Raw genomic sequence first — 15288 nt, 5'->3', positions numbered from 1 at the left:
GCCTGGAGAGCCGCTGACCCGTTCCGACCTGAGCACAACAGGTGGTGCGGCAGTTCAAGCCAAGGGGCTTGCGGCCATAGCCCCGCCAGGGTTGACGGCCCACGCCGCTGGCACAGGCTTAAAAGCGGCTACGCTGCCTGTGTCCGACAATCCCGGGCTGGCGACCGGGGTAAAGGCTCGCGTAAAGTTGCACCATAAAGATGCAAACCGTTACCCACAGGATCCACATGGAAGGCACCCCACCAGCGTCAGCACCCCGCACCCGCCGCGCGCCAAAAGGCCAGAAACGCCGCGAAGAATTACTGGATGCGGCGCTTGGGCTGTATTCACTCGAGGGTTATGCCGGCGCGTCCATCGCCCGTATCGCCGAGCACGTCGGCATCTCCGTGGCCGGGGTACTGCACCACTTTCCCAACAAGGCCGCTCTGCTCATGGGCGTGCTGGCCCGGCGCGATGAGGTCAACCGCAAGGTCCTTGACAAGGTCCAGAGCGAAGCGACCCTGGACGGCTTCATCGAAGGGCTGCTGGCGATCAACCGGGCGAATGCAACGGCGCCTGGTGTCATTCGTGCGTTCAGCATTCTCAATGCCGAAAGCCTGGTAGACAGCCACCCGGCCTGGGAGTGGTTCCAGACCCGCTACCAGACCATCTACGGGCGCATGCGCGCGCGCCTCGACCACCTGGTGACCACCGGAGAAGTACGTGCAGACGTAGACCTGGACAGCCTCATCCGGCAGATCCTGGCGATGATGGACGGCTTGCAGTTGCAATGGCTGCGCTTTCCGGAGCAGGTCGACCTGGTCAAGACCTTCGAAAGCTATATGGCGCAGGTCAGGCGGGATATTCAGGCCAAATGAAAACGGGGTGATCCATGGCTGGATCACCCCGTTCCGTTTCACCGTCAGCGAAGTCGGCGCCCGTGGGTCAATCAGTAGTCGGTGCTGCCGTCATAGTCGGCGTTGCCGTTACCGTCGTTGATGTTTTCGTCCTGGTCGAAAACCCCACCGGTCTTGACCGCAGGCAGTAGCGCCTTGGTCGAGTTCAGTGCCGAACGTGGCAGCGGGTTGCTGGTGGTGGTCGACAGCTCCTGACGGAACTGGTTGACCAGGCTGCCGTTCAGGCGAATGTCATCCGAGGCCGAACCCACGCTGATGTCGAAGGTGTCGGCATCGACGACCCACTGCTTGCTCGCCTCATCGAAGTACGCCAGCGAGCGGTCATTGAGTTCGATGGTGACCCGGCGGGTTTCACCCGGCTGCAGGAAGACCTTCTTGTAGCCCTTGAGCTCCTTGACCGCGCGCTCGACTTTCGGATTCTTCTGGCCGACGTACAGCTCGGCGACTTCGGAACCGGCGCGCTTGCCGCTGTTGGTCAGGTCGAAGGACACCTTGATTGGCGTGTTGCCCACCGCAACCCCCGGCGTGACCGAGATGTTGTTGTAGGTGAACTGCGTGTACGACAGGCCGTGGCCGAAGGCGAACAGCGGCTTGGTGCCGGTCTTGTCGTAACCACGGTAGCCGAGCATGGTCAGGTCGTTCTTGTAGCTGAGTTCCTTGACCAGCTTGCGGGTGCTGTCGAACTTCGGGAAGTCCTTATACAGCGGGTTGTCTTCGACGTTGCGCTCGATGCTGATCGGCAGCTTGCCGGATGGGTTGACCTTGCCGAAGAGGATCTCGGCCAGTGCCTGACCACCGTTCTGGCCCGGATAGAACGCATGCAGCGCCGCCGGCACCTGGTCGATCCAGTCGCTCATCTTCAGCCCGGTACCACCGTGCATGGTGACGATGGTGTTCGGGTTGGCCTTGGCGATGCTCTGGATCAGCTCGTTCTGGTACTCGGGCAGGTCGAAGCTGTGGTCGAAGCCTTCACCTTCGTATTCGTTGCTGTTGCCCACAGCGACCACAACCGCATCGTACTGCGACAGATCCTGCGGGGCGGCCAGCGACGCCCAGGCCATCTGCACACCGACCAGGCCGCCCAGCGTGGAGAGGTAACCGTCGCGACGCGAGTATTCCAGCTTCACGTCATAGGTCTTGCCGGCTTCAAGCTTGATCTTGCCCGACTCCGGGATGGTCGGCGGAATGCTGCCGAAGGTGATGTTCTCACCGTCGCCGTTGTCGATGATCTTCTTGCCGTTGACCCACAGGCGCACGGCGCCGTCGGCGCGGACCTTGAACACCTGGTCGCCGCTGATGGTCGGCTTGATCTGGCCGCTCCAGCGAATCGAGGTGTTGTTGACATCGCCATTGCTCGGCAGATCGTCGGTGGACCAGTCCATATCGACATGGTTGTCGATGCGCACGCTCGACGGATCGCCGGACCAGTTGGCGTTGTTGAAGAACTCGGCCTTCATGCCGTCGACCGTGTTGCCTTTGCTGTCGGTGGTGGTCCACTTCGAAGCCGCCGGGTCCAGCGACAGGCTGTCGAGGAACTCGACCTTGGCGCCCGGCGCCATTTGTTGCAGACCGCTCAGCTCGCTGATGTAGTGGCTGGCATCGACATAGGCGCTGCCAAAACCGGTCGGTGGAGCGTATTTGGCCAGGTCGCCGACCACGGCGATGCGCTTGACCTTGGACTTGTCCAGCGGCAGCACGTCGTTCTGGTTTTTCAGCAGCACGATGCCTTCACGGGCAATGTTCAGCGCGACCTTGTTGCTGGTGGCGCTGGCCATGTTGTGGGTGGTCAGCGGTGCGATTTTGTCGAACTGGTACAGGTAGATGTTCTTGAGGATGCGACGAACCTTGTCATCGATGGTCGCCATGTCCAGCTCACCGCTGTCCAGGTAAGGCTTGAGCACCTTGCTGTTCATCTGGCCGCCCATCATGTCCAGGTCGCTGCCGGCCTGTGCGGCGGGCAGGCCATGGACGATGGCGTTGTAGTCGCTCTGCACCAGGCCTTTGAAGCCCCATTCCTTTTTCAGAATGTCCGTGAGCAGGTGTTTGTTTTCACACGCGTACTCGCCGTTCACCTTCTGGAACGCACACATCATCATCGCAACGGTGCTGTTCTTGGTCGCCGACTCGAACGCAGGCAGACTCATCTCGCGCAGCACCCGCTCCGGCATCACCTGGTTGAGGATGAAGCGGTTGGTTTCCTGGTCGTTAGCGGCGTAGTGCTTGGCTTCAGCCCAGACCCGGCGCTGCTGGATGCCGTTGATCACCGCAGGAGCGAGGCTGGCGCCCAGGAACGGGTCTTCACCCGAGAGGTATTCGAACGCCCGACCGCTCCATGGCATGCGGTACAGGTTCATGCCCGGCCCTGTCACGAATTGGTAGCCACCGGTGGCCGTGTCGTAGCCCAGGGCACGACCGAAGTCGATGGCGCGACGGGGGTTGAAGGTTGCCGCCAGGTTCGGACCGGCAGGGTAAACCACACCTTGATCGTTGCCTTCACTGACGTAACGAACGCCGGCGCCGCCGTCTGTACCATGGATCTGTGGAATGCCGTATTGCGACAATGGCTTCACGTCCCAACCCAGGACCCCACCGATGTAGGTCAGCTTCTCTTCCTGGGTCATCTTCGCCAGGGTCTTCTCGGCCTCTTTGTCGGCGCGGGCTTCACGGGCCGCCAACTGCTCCTGGGTGGTGGTGGTTGCAGCGTTGGCATAACCAATGGCCAGGCTCAAAAGCGCCAATGCCGAGTGAGCACCAATCGTTTTACGGCTTCGCATTAAAACTCTCCAGATATCCCCTGTGCGCAAAGGTCGCAGCGTGCAGGCTGGATGCCTTTATTCATGGCAATACAACACCTATACCGCAGTTTCCAGAGCAAACTGCGAGCAGAAAAAGGCACAAGCACAGACTCGCCGTGAACTTGGGCAACAAACTAGGTAGAACCAAAGTTACTGGCACTGCGCCAGCTAAGTGCGCGGTGGACCCACGCGTCTTTTAAATTAAGACTTACATTTTTAGTTGAAGTCAAACAAAAATATACAAATAGAAAAACCCGGAAATTTTTTGACACACAAGGTGAACTCTCACAAAACCTACAGGTCTGTAGGTTTAGCAAAATGACCAAGGATCGCCCAATCCCCAATGAAATCAGGGGGTAAAAGCCCGCAGAGGGTGAGCAGAAAGCGACGATCCGGTCACGCCCAGTCCTTTCAAAGCTGTCACAAACATTGGAGAACCACGATATGAAATTGCCATTGCTTAGTGCTATCGCTGCCATGACGCTTGCCGTATCCGCCAGCACTTTTGCGGCCGAATCCAGCACTCAGGATTCGGCATCCGGCGCACCGGACAGCACCCTGATGACACAAACAAAAAACGTGAAAGTTGAAAGTAAAAAACAGAAGCAAGTTCAGGCAGACGAAAACAAGCGTGGCCGCCCCGCCCAACAGTTTTCCAGCAACTCGAACTAACATCCCACTCATCCATTAATAAAGAACACCAGGTGCGCTACACCTGCTGTTTGTCGTATTTGAAGTTAGCTCGTGCCCGATACTTTGAATCCTGTCCATCTTGAGCACCTGAGCGGGCATTCGGCCGAGGCGCTGTGTGCCTGGCTGTTGGCAAACGCCGGGCTCAAAGCAGTCGATCTGGAACGGGCACAGCGACTCGCGCAGGAATCACCCGGCAGTTCACTGACCGAACTGCTGACACGCCTCGGCCTGGTCTCGGAAATGGACCTGGCCCGGGCCTGGGCCTCGACGCTTGAGGCACCTTTACTGGTTGCCGATGCCGTCCCGCCGCCCACCGACACGCTGCCCGTATTGAGTGAGCGCTTCATGCGTCACAACCGGTTGCTGCCTATCGGCAGCCACGCCGATGGCGTGCATGTGCTGGCCGCCAATCCCGCCAATGCCTATGGGCTGGAGGCGGTGCGCTATGCCTGCCAGACCCCGGTGTATGTGTCGGTGGGCCTGGCCAGCGAAGTCGATGGCCTGATCGAGCGTTTCTACGGCCAAGGCCGCTCGGCCATGGGCTCGTTGATCGAAACCATGGATGAGCACGGCGGAGCCGAAGAAGACATCGAGCATCTCAAGGACCTGGCCTCCGAAGCCCCGGTCATCCGCCTGGTCAACCTGATCCTGCAGCGCGCCGTCGAACAACGCGCTTCGGACATCCACATCGAACCCTTCGAAAGCCAGCTGAAAGTGCGCTACCGCATCGACGGGGTGCTGCACGAGGCCGAGGCACCACCCTCGAGTTCATCGGCAGCGATCATTTCGCGCCTGAAGATCATGGCCAGGCTGGACATCGCCGAGCGGCGCCTGCCGCAGGACGGCCGGATCATGCTGCGCATACAAGGCAAGGAGCTGGACCTACGGGTCAGCACCGTACCGACCAGCTTCGGCGAGTCGGTGGTCATGCGCCTGCTCGATCGCGAAACGGTGAATTTCGATTTTCCCAGCCTGGGCATGGACGGCGAACGCCTGGCCAACTTTCTCGACGTGCTGGAAAACCCCAACGGCATCCTGCTGGTCACCGGCCCTACCGGCTCAGGCAAGACCACCACCCTATATACGGCGCTGTCACGCCTGAACACCGCCGAACGCAAGATCATCACCGTCGAAGACCCGGTGGAATACCAGCTCGAAGGCATCAACCAGATTCAGGTCAAGCCCTCCATCGGCCTGGACTTCGCCGGCGCGCTGCGCTCCATCGTGCGGCAGGACCCCGACGTGATCATGATCGGTGAGATGCGCGACCTGGAAACCTGCCGCATCGCGATTCAATCCGCCCTCACCGGCCACCTGGTGTTGTCCACCCTGCACACCAACAGCGCGGCGGCGAGTATCACCCGCCTGCTGGACATGGGCGTGGAGAGTTACCTGATCGCCTCCACCGTCAAGGGCATCCTGGCCCAGCGTCTGGTGCGTCGCCTTGACCCGGTCACACGCATCGCCTTCGAAGCGCCGCCTGAACTGGTGGCCGAGCACGGTCTTGAACGCTTCACCGAGCAACGCCCGATCATGCTCTACCGCCCGGCCAGCGAGTTGCCGGGCGGTGGCTTCCATGGTCGTAGCGCAATCACCGAACTGCTGGTGATGAACGAAGAACTGCGTAGCCTGCTGATGCGTCAGGCCGATGCCGCGACACTCGAACAGGCTGCCCGACGGGGTGGGTTGCGCACCTTGTATGAAGACGGCCTGCGCCAGGCCGTTGCCGGCGTGACCTCCCTCGACGAGGTGCTGCGCGTGACGCGCGGAGACTGACATGGCGCATTTCAAGTACCGGGCGCTGGACGCCGAGGGGGCCACGCACCATGGCACGCTGGAAGCGAGCGACGAGAACGCCGCAGCGGCCATCCTGCAAAAGCGCAACCTGTTGCTGCTCAGCCTGGAAGCCGGCACCCATCAAGGGCTGACGGCCATGCGGCGTCGCGTGCTCAACGGCGCGGCGCTGGTCAGTTTCACCCAGCAGTTGGCAACCCTGATCGGCGCTGGCCAACCATTGGAACGGGCCTTGGGCACGCTCGGCAAACAGAACCAGGAGCCTCGCCGCCAGGCCGTCTTCGAGCGAGTGCGCGAACAGGTCAAAGCCGGCAAGCCACTGAGCCATGCGCTGGAAGAAGAGCACGGCGAGTTTTCCAGCCTGTACATCAGCATGGTGCGCGCCGGTGAGGCCGGCGGCTCGCTGGAAAACACCCTGCGCCAGCTGGGCGAATACCTGGAGCGCAGTCAGAAGCTGCGCGGCGAAGTGGTCAACGCGCTGATCTATCCGATTTTCCTGGTGGTCGGCGTACTCGGCTCGCTGGCCTTGCTGCTGGCTTACGTGGTGCCGCAGTTCGTGCCGATCTTCCGCGACCTGGGCGTTCCGGTGCCGTTGATCACCCAGGCCATTCTCGGCATGGGCGAGTTCCTGAGCGCCTACGGCCTGGTGCTGCTGGCCGCCATCGTGGCATCGGTCTGGAGCATCGCGGTGCTGCGCCGCGACCCACAGCGTCGGCAACGGCACGACCGGCGCCTGTTGTCACTGAAGGTCATCGGCCCGTTGCTGCAACGCATCGAGGCCGCGCGACTGGCCCGCACCCTGGGCACCTTGCTGAGCAACGGCGTGGCCCTGCTGCAAGCCATGACCATCGTGCGCGAGGTATGCGGCAACCACGCCCTGCGCGCCCAGTTCGAGCAAGCCACCGATTGGGTCAAGGGTGGCGGCAGGCTGGCTCAAGCCTTTGGAGAACAACCACTGCTGCCGGAACTGGCCCTGCAAATGATCGAGGTCGGCGAACAGGCCGGCAATCTCGACAGCATGCTGCTCAAGGTCGCCGACGTCTTCGACGTCGAGGCCAAGCGTGGCATCGACCGCATGCTCGCGGCCCTGGTACCCAGCCTGACCGTGGTCATGGCGGTCATGGTGGCGGTGATCATGCTGGCCATCATGCTTCCGCTGATGAGCCTGACCAGTAACATTTGAGGACACACACATGCGTCGATTCAAATCCGTCAATGGCCGTCGCCAGGGCGGCTTCACCCTGTTGGAAATGCTCGCGGTCATCGTGCTGCTCGGCATCGTGGCGACCATCGTCGTACGCCAGGTCGGCGGCAACGTCGACAAGGGCAAGTACGGCGCCGGCAAGGCACAGCTGGCCAGCCTGAGCATGAAGATCGAAAGCTACGCGCTGGATGTCGGCTCGCCACCGGCCAACCTGCAGCAGCTGGTCAGCAAGCCCGCCAATGCCACAGGCTGGGCAGGCCCCTATGCGAAAGAGTCCGACCTCAAGGACCCGTTCGGCCATGCCTTCGGTTACCGCTTCCCTGGCGAGCACGGCAACTTCGACCTGATCTTCTACGGCCAGGACGGCCAGCCCGGTGGCGAAGGCTACCGCGCCGATATCGGTAACTGGCAGTAACATGCGCGCCCTGCCCCGCTCCCGCGGCTTCACCCTGTTCGAACTGCTGGTGGTGATCGTCCTGATCGGCATCGGTATCGGCGTGGTGGGCTTCGGCGTGGGCAAAGGCCTGCACACCGCCAGCGAGCACCGCGCCTTGAGCGAGGTGGTGCAGGCGCTGCGCGCGGCGCGGGTGCAGGCGATCGTCACCGGGCAACCGGCGCAGACCCGCTTCGATCTCAGGAACGGGCGCTTCCAGGGGCCGCAGCAGAAAGCCCATCGCCTGCCCGCCGACATGCACGTGCAACTGCAGACCGCCGACGGCCTGGGCCCGGCATTCGAGTTCTATCCCGATGGCGGGTCGAGCGGTGGGCATCTGTTGCTGAGCCGCAACGACAAGCAGTGGCGGGTCGATATCAACTGGCTGAACGGCAGCGTTCAGTTGCGCAGGCTCAATTGAGCGGCGAGCGCGGCTTCACGCTGCTGGAAATGCTCGCTGCGCTTGCGGTGCTGGCGCTGTGCAGCAGCGTGCTGGTGGTGGCCTTCGGGCAAAGCGCCCGCGCCCTGCAGCAGGTGCAACGCAGCGACCTGCTGAGCCTGACCGCACGCTCGTTGATGGACGAGGCCCGCGCGCGCCGCTTGCAGGCCGGCGTGACCGAGGGGCAATGGTCGGGCGTGAAGTGGCGCCTGAACGTCAGCGCCATGCCCGGCGGCAACGCACCGCTGGACGCCTGGCGGCTCGACCTGGATGTCAGCGACGGTAAACGGCACGCGCACTACAGCGCGCTGCAAGTGCGCAGTGCGGGTTCGGGGGCCGGACAATGAAGCGTCGTGCCCAGGGGTTCACCTTGCTGGAAGTGCTGATCGTGCTGAGCCTGCTCGGCGTGCTGCTCACCCTGATTGCCGGCGCGATCAGCGGCGGCAATCGGGCCCTGGCCAAGGCCGAACGCTACAGCGCGGCACTGGACGAAGTGCGTTCGACGCAGAATTTCCTGCGCCATGCCATCGGCCAGAGCCTGCCCTTGGCGGCCGGGACCTCGCCGTCGGAGCAGGCGCCCGTGTTCATCGGCGAGCCGCACAGCATGACCTTTCATGCACCGCTCGCCAGCACCCTGGGTGGTGGTCTGTATCGATACAGCCTGGCGCTGGCCCAAGGGCAGCGCCTGCAGGTAAGCCTGCAACGTCTGAGCGATCAGGGCCTGCAGCCGGCGCTGGAGCCCCAGGTGCTGCTGCATCAGGTACAGGACGTGCAATTCAGCTATCGCGGCGTCTCGCCCCAAGGCGTTGCCACCGACTGGCTCGATCACTGGCCCTGGCCGGGGCGGCTGCCGCTGAACGTACGTATCGACGCACTGCTGAGGGGGCCGGTGCCATGGCCGTTGCAGAGCATCGACCTGCGCCTGGACCTGTCGTCGGAGGCGCACGCGCTATGACAAACCAGCGCGGTGTGGCCCTGCTCCTGGTGCTGTGGGTCCTGGCACTGCTGGGCACCTTGCTTGCCGGCCTGCTGGGCTGGGTGCACCCGCAGAATCGCCAGGCGCTGTGGCAACGCCAGCAGACCCAGGCGCTGCTGGCCGCCGAGGCGGGGGTGGAAATGGCCGTGCTGGCGCAACTGGATCGTGACCCGCAGCGCCACTGGAAAACCGATGGCCAGGCGCACGCGCTGCGCTTTGACCAGGCGTCGCTGGCGGTGAGCCTGACCAGCGAAGCCGGGAAGCTGGATGTCAACGCGGCACCCGCCGAATCCTTCGCCCGGCTGTTGCGCGCCTGTGGCAGTTCGGCCGAACAGTCCGGGCAACTGTCGCAGGCCCTGACCCAGCGCCGTGGCGACAAGCGTCCGCCCCTGCGCAGCATCGAGGAAGTGCGCGAACTGCCGGCCATGGACCAGCGGCTTTACCAGTGCGCCAGTGCGCACCTGACCCTGTGGAGCGGCTTGCCCGCCCCGGTCGCCGGCCAGGCCTCGCCGTGGTTGCGTCAGGCCCTGAATCTGCCACGCGGCAGCGGGGCCGCCACTCAGGCGGGGCCGGTCATCACCGTACAAAGCCGGGCGACATTGCCCGGCGGCTTCAGCAAGACGCTGAGCGTCACGCTGCTACTCAACCCATCGAAGGAGGGTGTCAGGCCTTATCGGGTCCTGCGCTGGCAAGAATGAAGCATCGTCTTTCAAAGCAGCTCGCTGCGCTGCAAGCCCGCCTGCTCGGCCAATGGCGTGGCAGCCGGGCACAACACCTCTGGCAGGCCTGGCTGGGCGAGCTACATGCGCTGTTGCCCGCCGCCATTCGCACGCGCCTGCTGCCTCAGGTACGCGAACGCCTGGTGGACTGGCCGCTGCCCGAGCAGATCGACGAACATCCCGATGAACGTCGGGTTCTGCTGCTGCCGGCCAACATGCTGCTGGTCCAGACCCTGATGCTGCCGAGTGCCGCCGTGCGCGACCTGCACAGCGTGATCGGCTTCGAACTCGACAAGTACACGCCCTACCCCCGCGAACGCCTGCATTACGTGGCCCGGGTCATCGGCAAGGACGGCGCGCTGGCCAAGGTGCAGTTGGCGGCGGTGCTGCGCGAGCGCCTGCAGCCAGCGCTCGAGGAATGCCAGGCCAGAGGGCTGGCGCTGCATGCCGTCGACGGCTATGACGCCCGTGGCCAGCGCCTGGGCATCGACCTGCTGCCCGCCGAGCAACGGCCAGCGCGCCCGGCGCGTGCGCAATTGCCAGGCTATCTGGCACTGGCCTGCGGCGTGTTGCTGGTGAGCTGCATGATGCTCTGGCTGGATGCCCGCACGGCGATGGTCGAGACGATGCAGCACCGCGTCGACGAGCAGCGCACGCAGGTGCAACAAGTACAGAACCTGCGCCGCGAACTGATCAACACGCAGGGTGCGGCACGCTACCTGGCCCAGCAGAAAGCCGCGCAACCCACGCTGTCCAGCGTGCTGGTCGACCTGACCGGCTGCCTGGGTGCCGACACCTGGGTCGAGCAACTGGAAATCACCGACGGCGGCGGCGTGTCGCTTTCCGGGCAAAGCGCCAAGGTCAGCGCCCTGATCACCCGCATGAAAGACTGCAAGACCCTGAGTGACGCGCAGTTCCAGGGCATCATCCAGCCCGACGAAGCGACCGGCAAGGAACGCTTTTCCCTGCGCGCCCAATTGCACAAGGAGGCCGCCGATGCGCCGTGAGCTGACCGCCAGGGAGCGCCGCGGCGCGGCGCTGATCGTCCTCGCACTGGTACTTTGGGCGGCGTGGTGGCTGCTGGTGCAAAGCTGGTTTCTCGACCCGCTCAATGCGCTCGACGAACAGGCCGAGATGCTGCGTGGCCAGCAACAGCGCTACGCCGCCATCCTGCAGCAACACGACAGCCTGGAGCAGCAGCTACAGGCGGCGCGCCGCGACCCATCCAGCCGCACCAGCCTGCTGCCCGGCGAAGATCCCAGCGCCGTGGCCGCCGACCTGATGCAACGCAGCCTCGACCTGGTCAAGGCCCACGCCGATCAGGGCCCCGGCTGCGAAGTCACGCAGCGCATGCCGATCACCCCCGAGCATGACGGTGCAGAGCCCTATCGCCAGGTGAAAGTCAGCCTGACCCTGGAATGCGCCATGGAGCCCCTGGCCAGGCTGCTGCACGACTTCGAATACGGGCAGCCGTTTCTGTTCGTCGACAACCTGAGCCTGCGCCGCGCCACCTCGGCACCGGCCAGGGGCGGCGCCGGGCGCCTGGAGGTCCACCTGCTGCTGCGTGGCTACATGCAACAGGCGTCCAGCTCTGCTCAAGCCGGCAAACAGTCAGGCAAGGCATCCGCCCCCGGCACGGAGCCTGACGCATGAGACTCGACAACCTGACCCTGGCGCTGCTGGCCGCCACCGCCCTGTTGAGCGCCACCGCCATCAGCCTGGCCATGGGCGCCGGGCAGACAGTGAACTGGTTGCCACCGGGCGAGGTCCATGCAGCGGCACCGGCCAGCAAACCCAAGGCGCTGCCCCCTTTGTCGTCGCAAGCCCTGGCCCTGACCTGGCAGCAATCGATGTTCAGCCCGGACCGCAAACCCGACCCGGTGGCCGACAAGCACCAGGCGTCCTCGCTGGATGGCATCAGCCTCAGCGGGGTGATCATCGACGGCCAATCTCAATGGGTACTGCTGCGCATGCCCGACCAGCGCAACGTGAAACTGGCCGTCGGCAGCAGCCTCGACAACGGCTGGACGCTGACCGCTGCCAGCGCACGGCAAGCCACCTTTACCCACGAGGGGCAGACCCGTGAACTGCGCCTGCCCCTGCTTCGCCTTCCACCCCCCTCGAAAGCCCGACCCATTACCCTTCCAGACGTACGCACACCATGACCAATCGCTATCCTGAGTTTCCCCGTTTGCGCAGTCCCTTGCTTTGCCTGGCCACGGCGGTTGCACTGGCCGGTTGCGCCACAACGCCAGAGCCTCTTGAAAACGACCCGGCACTGATGCAGGAAGCACTCAACGGCACAGGATCACAGCGCCCGCCGCTATCGGAACCCCAGCCCCTGGCACCACAGGCCAACCCCAGCGCCAGCGCAGGGCCACGCCAGCAGATCATGCGTGGCAGCCAGCGGTTCGTACGCAACCCGGCACCGGCGTCGAGCACCAAGGCCGGCGCTGCAGAGGTCGGCGATATCGTGTTCAACTTCACCAACCAGCCCATCGAAGCGGTGATCAACAGCGTGATGGGCGACCTGCTGCACGAAAACTACAGCATCGCTCAGGGGGTCAAGGGTGACGTCAGCTTCTCCACCTCCAAGCCGGTGAACAAGCAGCAGGCGCTGTCGATTCTGGAAACCCTGCTGTCATGGACCGACAACGCGATGATCCGCCAGGGCGATCGCTACGTGATCCTGCCGGCCAACCAGGCCGTGGCCGGCAAGCTGGTCCCCGAGATGCCGGTTGCCCGCCCTTCCAGCGGCATGTCGGCGCGGCTGTTCCCGCTGCACTACATCTCGGCGACGGAGATGCAGAAGCTGCTCAAGCCCTTCGCCCGTGACAACGCTTTCCTGCTGGTCGACCCTGGGCGCAACGTACTCAGCCTGGCCGGTACGCCGGATGAACTGGCCAACTATCAGGACACCATCGATACCTTCGATGTCGACTGGCTCAAGGGCATGTCGGTGGGCGTCTATGGCCTGCAGCGCGCGAGCGTCGCCGAACTGATGCCGGAGCTGACGAAAATGTTCGGCCCCGACAGCGGCCTGCCCACCGCTGGCATGGTGCGCTTCATGCCCATCGAACGAACCAATTCGATCGTGGCGATCTCGGCCCAGCCACAGTACCTGAGCGAAGTGGGCGACTGGATTCGCACCATCGACGAAGGCGGCGGCAACGAGCCGCAGATGTACGTGTATGACGTGCGCAACATGAAGGCCGCCGATCTGGCCAAGTACCTGCGGCAGATCTACGGCAACGGCCAGATCAAGGATGACAGCGCAGCCAGGGTCGCTCCCGGCTTGCGTACCCGCTCGCTGTCGTCGCTCAATGGCAGCAACGGCAACTCGGTCGGTATGGGCTTCAACGGCACCGGCCAGGGCATGGGCTCGGCATCGGCCATGGGCCTGAACGGCGGCAATGCCAACCTGCAGGGCGGCCTGCAGCAAAGCGACGCAGACACCGACGCCGAGGGCGGCGATGAAGCGGCTGACAGCACGGACAGCACCTATGGCGAAACCGCTGGCACGCCGTCCGGCGCCAGCCAGCGCCTGGATGACAGCACCCGCATTACCGCGCAGAAAAGCAGCAACCAGCTGTTGATCCGCACCCGCCCCGCGCAGTGGGCGGAAATCGAGTCGGCCATCAAACGCCTGGACAACGCGCCGATGCAGGTGCAGATCGAAACGCGGATTCTGGAGGTCAACCTCAGCGGCGAACTGGACCTCGGCGTGCAATGGTACCTGGGCCGGCTGGCCGGCAACTCCGGAAGCAACACGGTGGCCAATGCTGCGGGCAGCCAGGGTGCGCTCGGCGGCGGCGGGGCGGGGCTGGGTGCCACGGACTCGTTGTTCTATTCGTTCGTCAGCAACAACCTGCAGGTGGCGCTGCATGCGCTGGAAACCAATGGCCGCACGCAGGTGCTGTCAGCGCCCTCGCTGGTGGTGATGAACAACCAGCAGGCGCAGATCCAGGTCGGCGACAACATCCCCATCAGCCAGACCACGGTCAACACCAACGTCTCCAACACCACACTGAGCAGCGTCGAATACGTGCAGACCGGGGTCATTCTCGACGTGGTGCCGCGCATCAACCCGGGCGGTCTCGTCTACCTGGACATTCAGCAGCAGGTCAGTGACGCCGATAACTCCGCTGCCTCCGACAACAACGGCAACCCGCGCATCTCTACGCGCTCGGTGTCCACACAGGTGGCCGTGCAGAGTGGGCAGACCGTCCTGCTGGGCGGGCTGATCAAGCAGGACAACAGCGATACCGCCTCGTCAGTGCCCTATCTGGGACGCATTCCAGGGCTGCGCTGGTTGTTCGGCAGTACCAGCAAGAGCAAGAAGCGCACCGAACTGCTGGTGCTGATCACCCCGCGCGTGGTCACCAGCAACAGCCAGGCCCGGCAGGTGACGGATGACTATCGCCAGCAATTGCAACTGATCAAGCCCAGGCAATAAGCACCGGCGCCTGTGGGCCTGGACCTCAGCCCCACAGGCGCCGCTCGATCTGCCGCTGTTCCCATGCGCTCAGAAAGGCCAGTGGGTCGGTGCCGCTGCGGTGCCAGTCGTCCAGCGAGCCCTGCCGACCGTCCGTGGCCTGGCAATGTCGACAGCACTGCAGTACACGGCCCTCATGCAGCAGGGTCAGGCGCCAGCCGTCGATCTCGATCTGCAATGCGCCCTGGGTCTCGTCGAGCAGCCGCAACGCGCGCTCGCCCTGCGCCACATCCTTGAGCAACTGGTACACCTCTCGGGCGGCGAGCCTGGCATGCGGCATCGTTCATCCTTTCTTCAATCATGAGCAGGCATTATGCCGTTATGGTGAGGCCTCGCGCAGAACCTGCAGGCGTCGACGCAGTCTGAGCAGCGACAACCCGCTATGCCTTGTATAGTTGCCCCTTCACTACAGGAGTTTTCCATGCGCATTCCTTCCCGTTTGATCGGCGGCGTCCTGGCTGCCACCCTGGTCACCCAACTGTCGGCCTGCGGCAGCATCTTCTATCCCGACCGTCGCGGGCAGATCGACGGCAAGATCGACCCGGCGATTGCCGTGCTCGATGCCCTGGGCCTGCTGTTCTACGTGATTCCCGGGGTGATCGCGCTGGGTGTGGACTTCGCCACCGGCGCCATCTATTACGGTCCCAACGAACATGCGCAGATCGACCCGCAAAAGCTGCAACCAGCGGTCAATGCCGACGGCAGCGTCGACACCCGCAAGCTGCAGGTCATCCTGGAAGACGAACTGGGTCGTTCCATCCCGCTGGACGACCCGCGCCTGATCCAGAGCCGTGGCAGCCTTTCGCAACTGGCCAGCCTGGGCCTGAAGCCGGCTGCCTGACCC

16 protein-coding genes are annotated in these 15288 nt (G+C 63.8%); 14 read left to right on the top strand and 2 right to left on the bottom strand.

Features of this window, described 5'->3' with window-relative positions; genetic code table 11:
* Nucleotides 1-227 precede the first annotated feature (227 nt).
* Nucleotides 228-857: a TetR/AcrR family transcriptional regulator gene (locus RRX38_RS19955; protein WP_315960390.1), complete on the top strand. Its 630-nt coding sequence runs from the start codon at nt 228-230 to the stop codon at nt 855-857.
* A gap of 71 nt (nt 858-928) precedes the next feature.
* Here RRX38_RS19955 and RRX38_RS19950 read toward each other — a convergent pair whose 3' ends face one another.
* Nucleotides 929-3670 (bottom strand): beta-glucosidase, encoded by a 2742-nt coding sequence (locus RRX38_RS19950; RefSeq protein WP_315960389.1) that lies wholly within the window; start codon nt 3668-3670, stop codon nt 929-931.
* A 465-nt stretch (nt 3671-4135) separates the two neighbouring features.
* On the opposite strand from RRX38_RS19950, the gene RRX38_RS19945 reads away from it, so the two are divergent.
* The 12 genes from RRX38_RS19945 to gspD all read left to right on the top strand — a co-directional run bounded on the left by RRX38_RS19945 (nt 4136) and on the right by gspD (nt 14405).
* Nucleotides 4136-4363, top strand: coding sequence for a hypothetical protein (locus RRX38_RS19945; protein ID WP_315960387.1), 228 nt, complete (start codon nt 4136-4138; stop codon nt 4361-4363).
* A gap of 72 nt (nt 4364-4435) precedes the next feature.
* Complete coding sequence (gene gspE / locus RRX38_RS19940) at nt 4436-6160, top strand: type II secretion system ATPase GspE (protein ID WP_315960386.1); 1725 nt, start codon at nt 4436-4438, stop codon at nt 6158-6160.
* 1 nt (nt 6161) lies between these two features.
* Nucleotides 6162-7361, top strand: coding sequence for a type II secretion system inner membrane protein GspF (gene gspF, locus RRX38_RS19935; RefSeq protein ID WP_315960385.1), 1200 nt, complete (start codon nt 6162-6164; stop codon nt 7359-7361).
* Between the two features lie 10 nt (nt 7362-7371).
* Nucleotides 7372-7797, top strand: coding sequence for a type II secretion system major pseudopilin GspG (gene gspG, locus RRX38_RS19930; RefSeq protein ID WP_315960384.1), 426 nt, complete (start codon nt 7372-7374; stop codon nt 7795-7797).
* 1 nt (nt 7798) lies between these two features.
* Nucleotides 7799-8236: a GspH/FimT family pseudopilin gene (locus RRX38_RS19925; protein ID WP_295476425.1), complete on the top strand. Its 438-nt coding sequence runs from the start codon at nt 7799-7801 to the stop codon at nt 8234-8236.
* Nucleotides 8233-8601, top strand: a complete 369-nt coding sequence (locus tag RRX38_RS19920; protein WP_315960382.1) for a prepilin-type N-terminal cleavage/methylation domain-containing protein — start codon at nt 8233-8235, stop codon at nt 8599-8601. Before RRX38_RS19925 ends, RRX38_RS19920 begins: the two co-directional genes overlap by 4 nt.
* Entirely contained in the window at nt 8598-9209 is a 612-nt protein-coding gene (locus tag RRX38_RS19915; RefSeq protein WP_315960381.1) for a prepilin-type N-terminal cleavage/methylation domain-containing protein, read from the top strand. The genes RRX38_RS19920 and RRX38_RS19915 overlap by 4 nt, the downstream gene beginning before the upstream one ends.
* Complete coding sequence (locus RRX38_RS19910; RefSeq protein WP_315960380.1) at nt 9206-9928, top strand: type II secretion system minor pseudopilin GspK; 723 nt, start codon at nt 9206-9208, stop codon at nt 9926-9928. Before RRX38_RS19915 ends, RRX38_RS19910 begins: the two co-directional genes overlap by 4 nt.
* Entirely contained in the window at nt 9925-10956 is a 1032-nt protein-coding gene (locus RRX38_RS19905) for a type II secretion system protein GspL (RefSeq protein WP_315960379.1), read from the top strand. The genes RRX38_RS19910 and RRX38_RS19905 overlap by 4 nt, the downstream gene beginning before the upstream one ends.
* Nucleotides 10946-11602: a type II secretion system protein GspM gene (gene gspM / locus RRX38_RS19900; RefSeq protein ID WP_315960378.1), complete on the top strand. Its 657-nt coding sequence runs from the start codon at nt 10946-10948 to the stop codon at nt 11600-11602. Before RRX38_RS19905 ends, gspM begins: the two co-directional genes overlap by 11 nt.
* Complete coding sequence (locus RRX38_RS19895) at nt 11599-12114, top strand: general secretion pathway protein GspN (protein WP_295476437.1); 516 nt, start codon at nt 11599-11601, stop codon at nt 12112-12114. Before gspM ends, RRX38_RS19895 begins: the two co-directional genes overlap by 4 nt.
* Nucleotides 12111-14405, top strand: coding sequence for a type II secretion system secretin GspD (gene gspD, locus RRX38_RS19890; protein ID WP_315960377.1), 2295 nt, complete (start codon nt 12111-12113; stop codon nt 14403-14405). Before RRX38_RS19895 ends, gspD begins: the two co-directional genes overlap by 4 nt.
* 25 nt (nt 14406-14430) lie before the next feature.
* Here gspD and RRX38_RS19885 read toward each other — a convergent pair whose 3' ends face one another.
* Nucleotides 14431-14724, bottom strand: a complete 294-nt coding sequence (locus RRX38_RS19885; RefSeq protein ID WP_315960376.1) for a hypothetical protein — start codon at nt 14722-14724, stop codon at nt 14431-14433.
* Between the two features lie 141 nt (nt 14725-14865).
* Between RRX38_RS19885 and RRX38_RS19880 the strand changes: the two genes are divergently transcribed.
* Nucleotides 14866-15285, top strand: coding sequence for a polyribonucleotide nucleotidyltransferase (locus RRX38_RS19880; protein ID WP_295476442.1), 420 nt, complete (start codon nt 14866-14868; stop codon nt 15283-15285).
* Nucleotides 15286-15288 lie beyond the last annotated feature (3 nt).

This window comes from Pseudomonas sp. DTU_2021_1001937_2_SI_NGA_ILE_001, from assembly GCF_032463525.1.
Classification (GTDB): domain Bacteria; phylum Pseudomonadota; class Gammaproteobacteria; order Pseudomonadales; family Pseudomonadaceae; genus Aquipseudomonas.
Note: the sequence above shows the minus strand (reverse complement) of the source record. Positions and strands in the feature narration are given on the sequence as shown.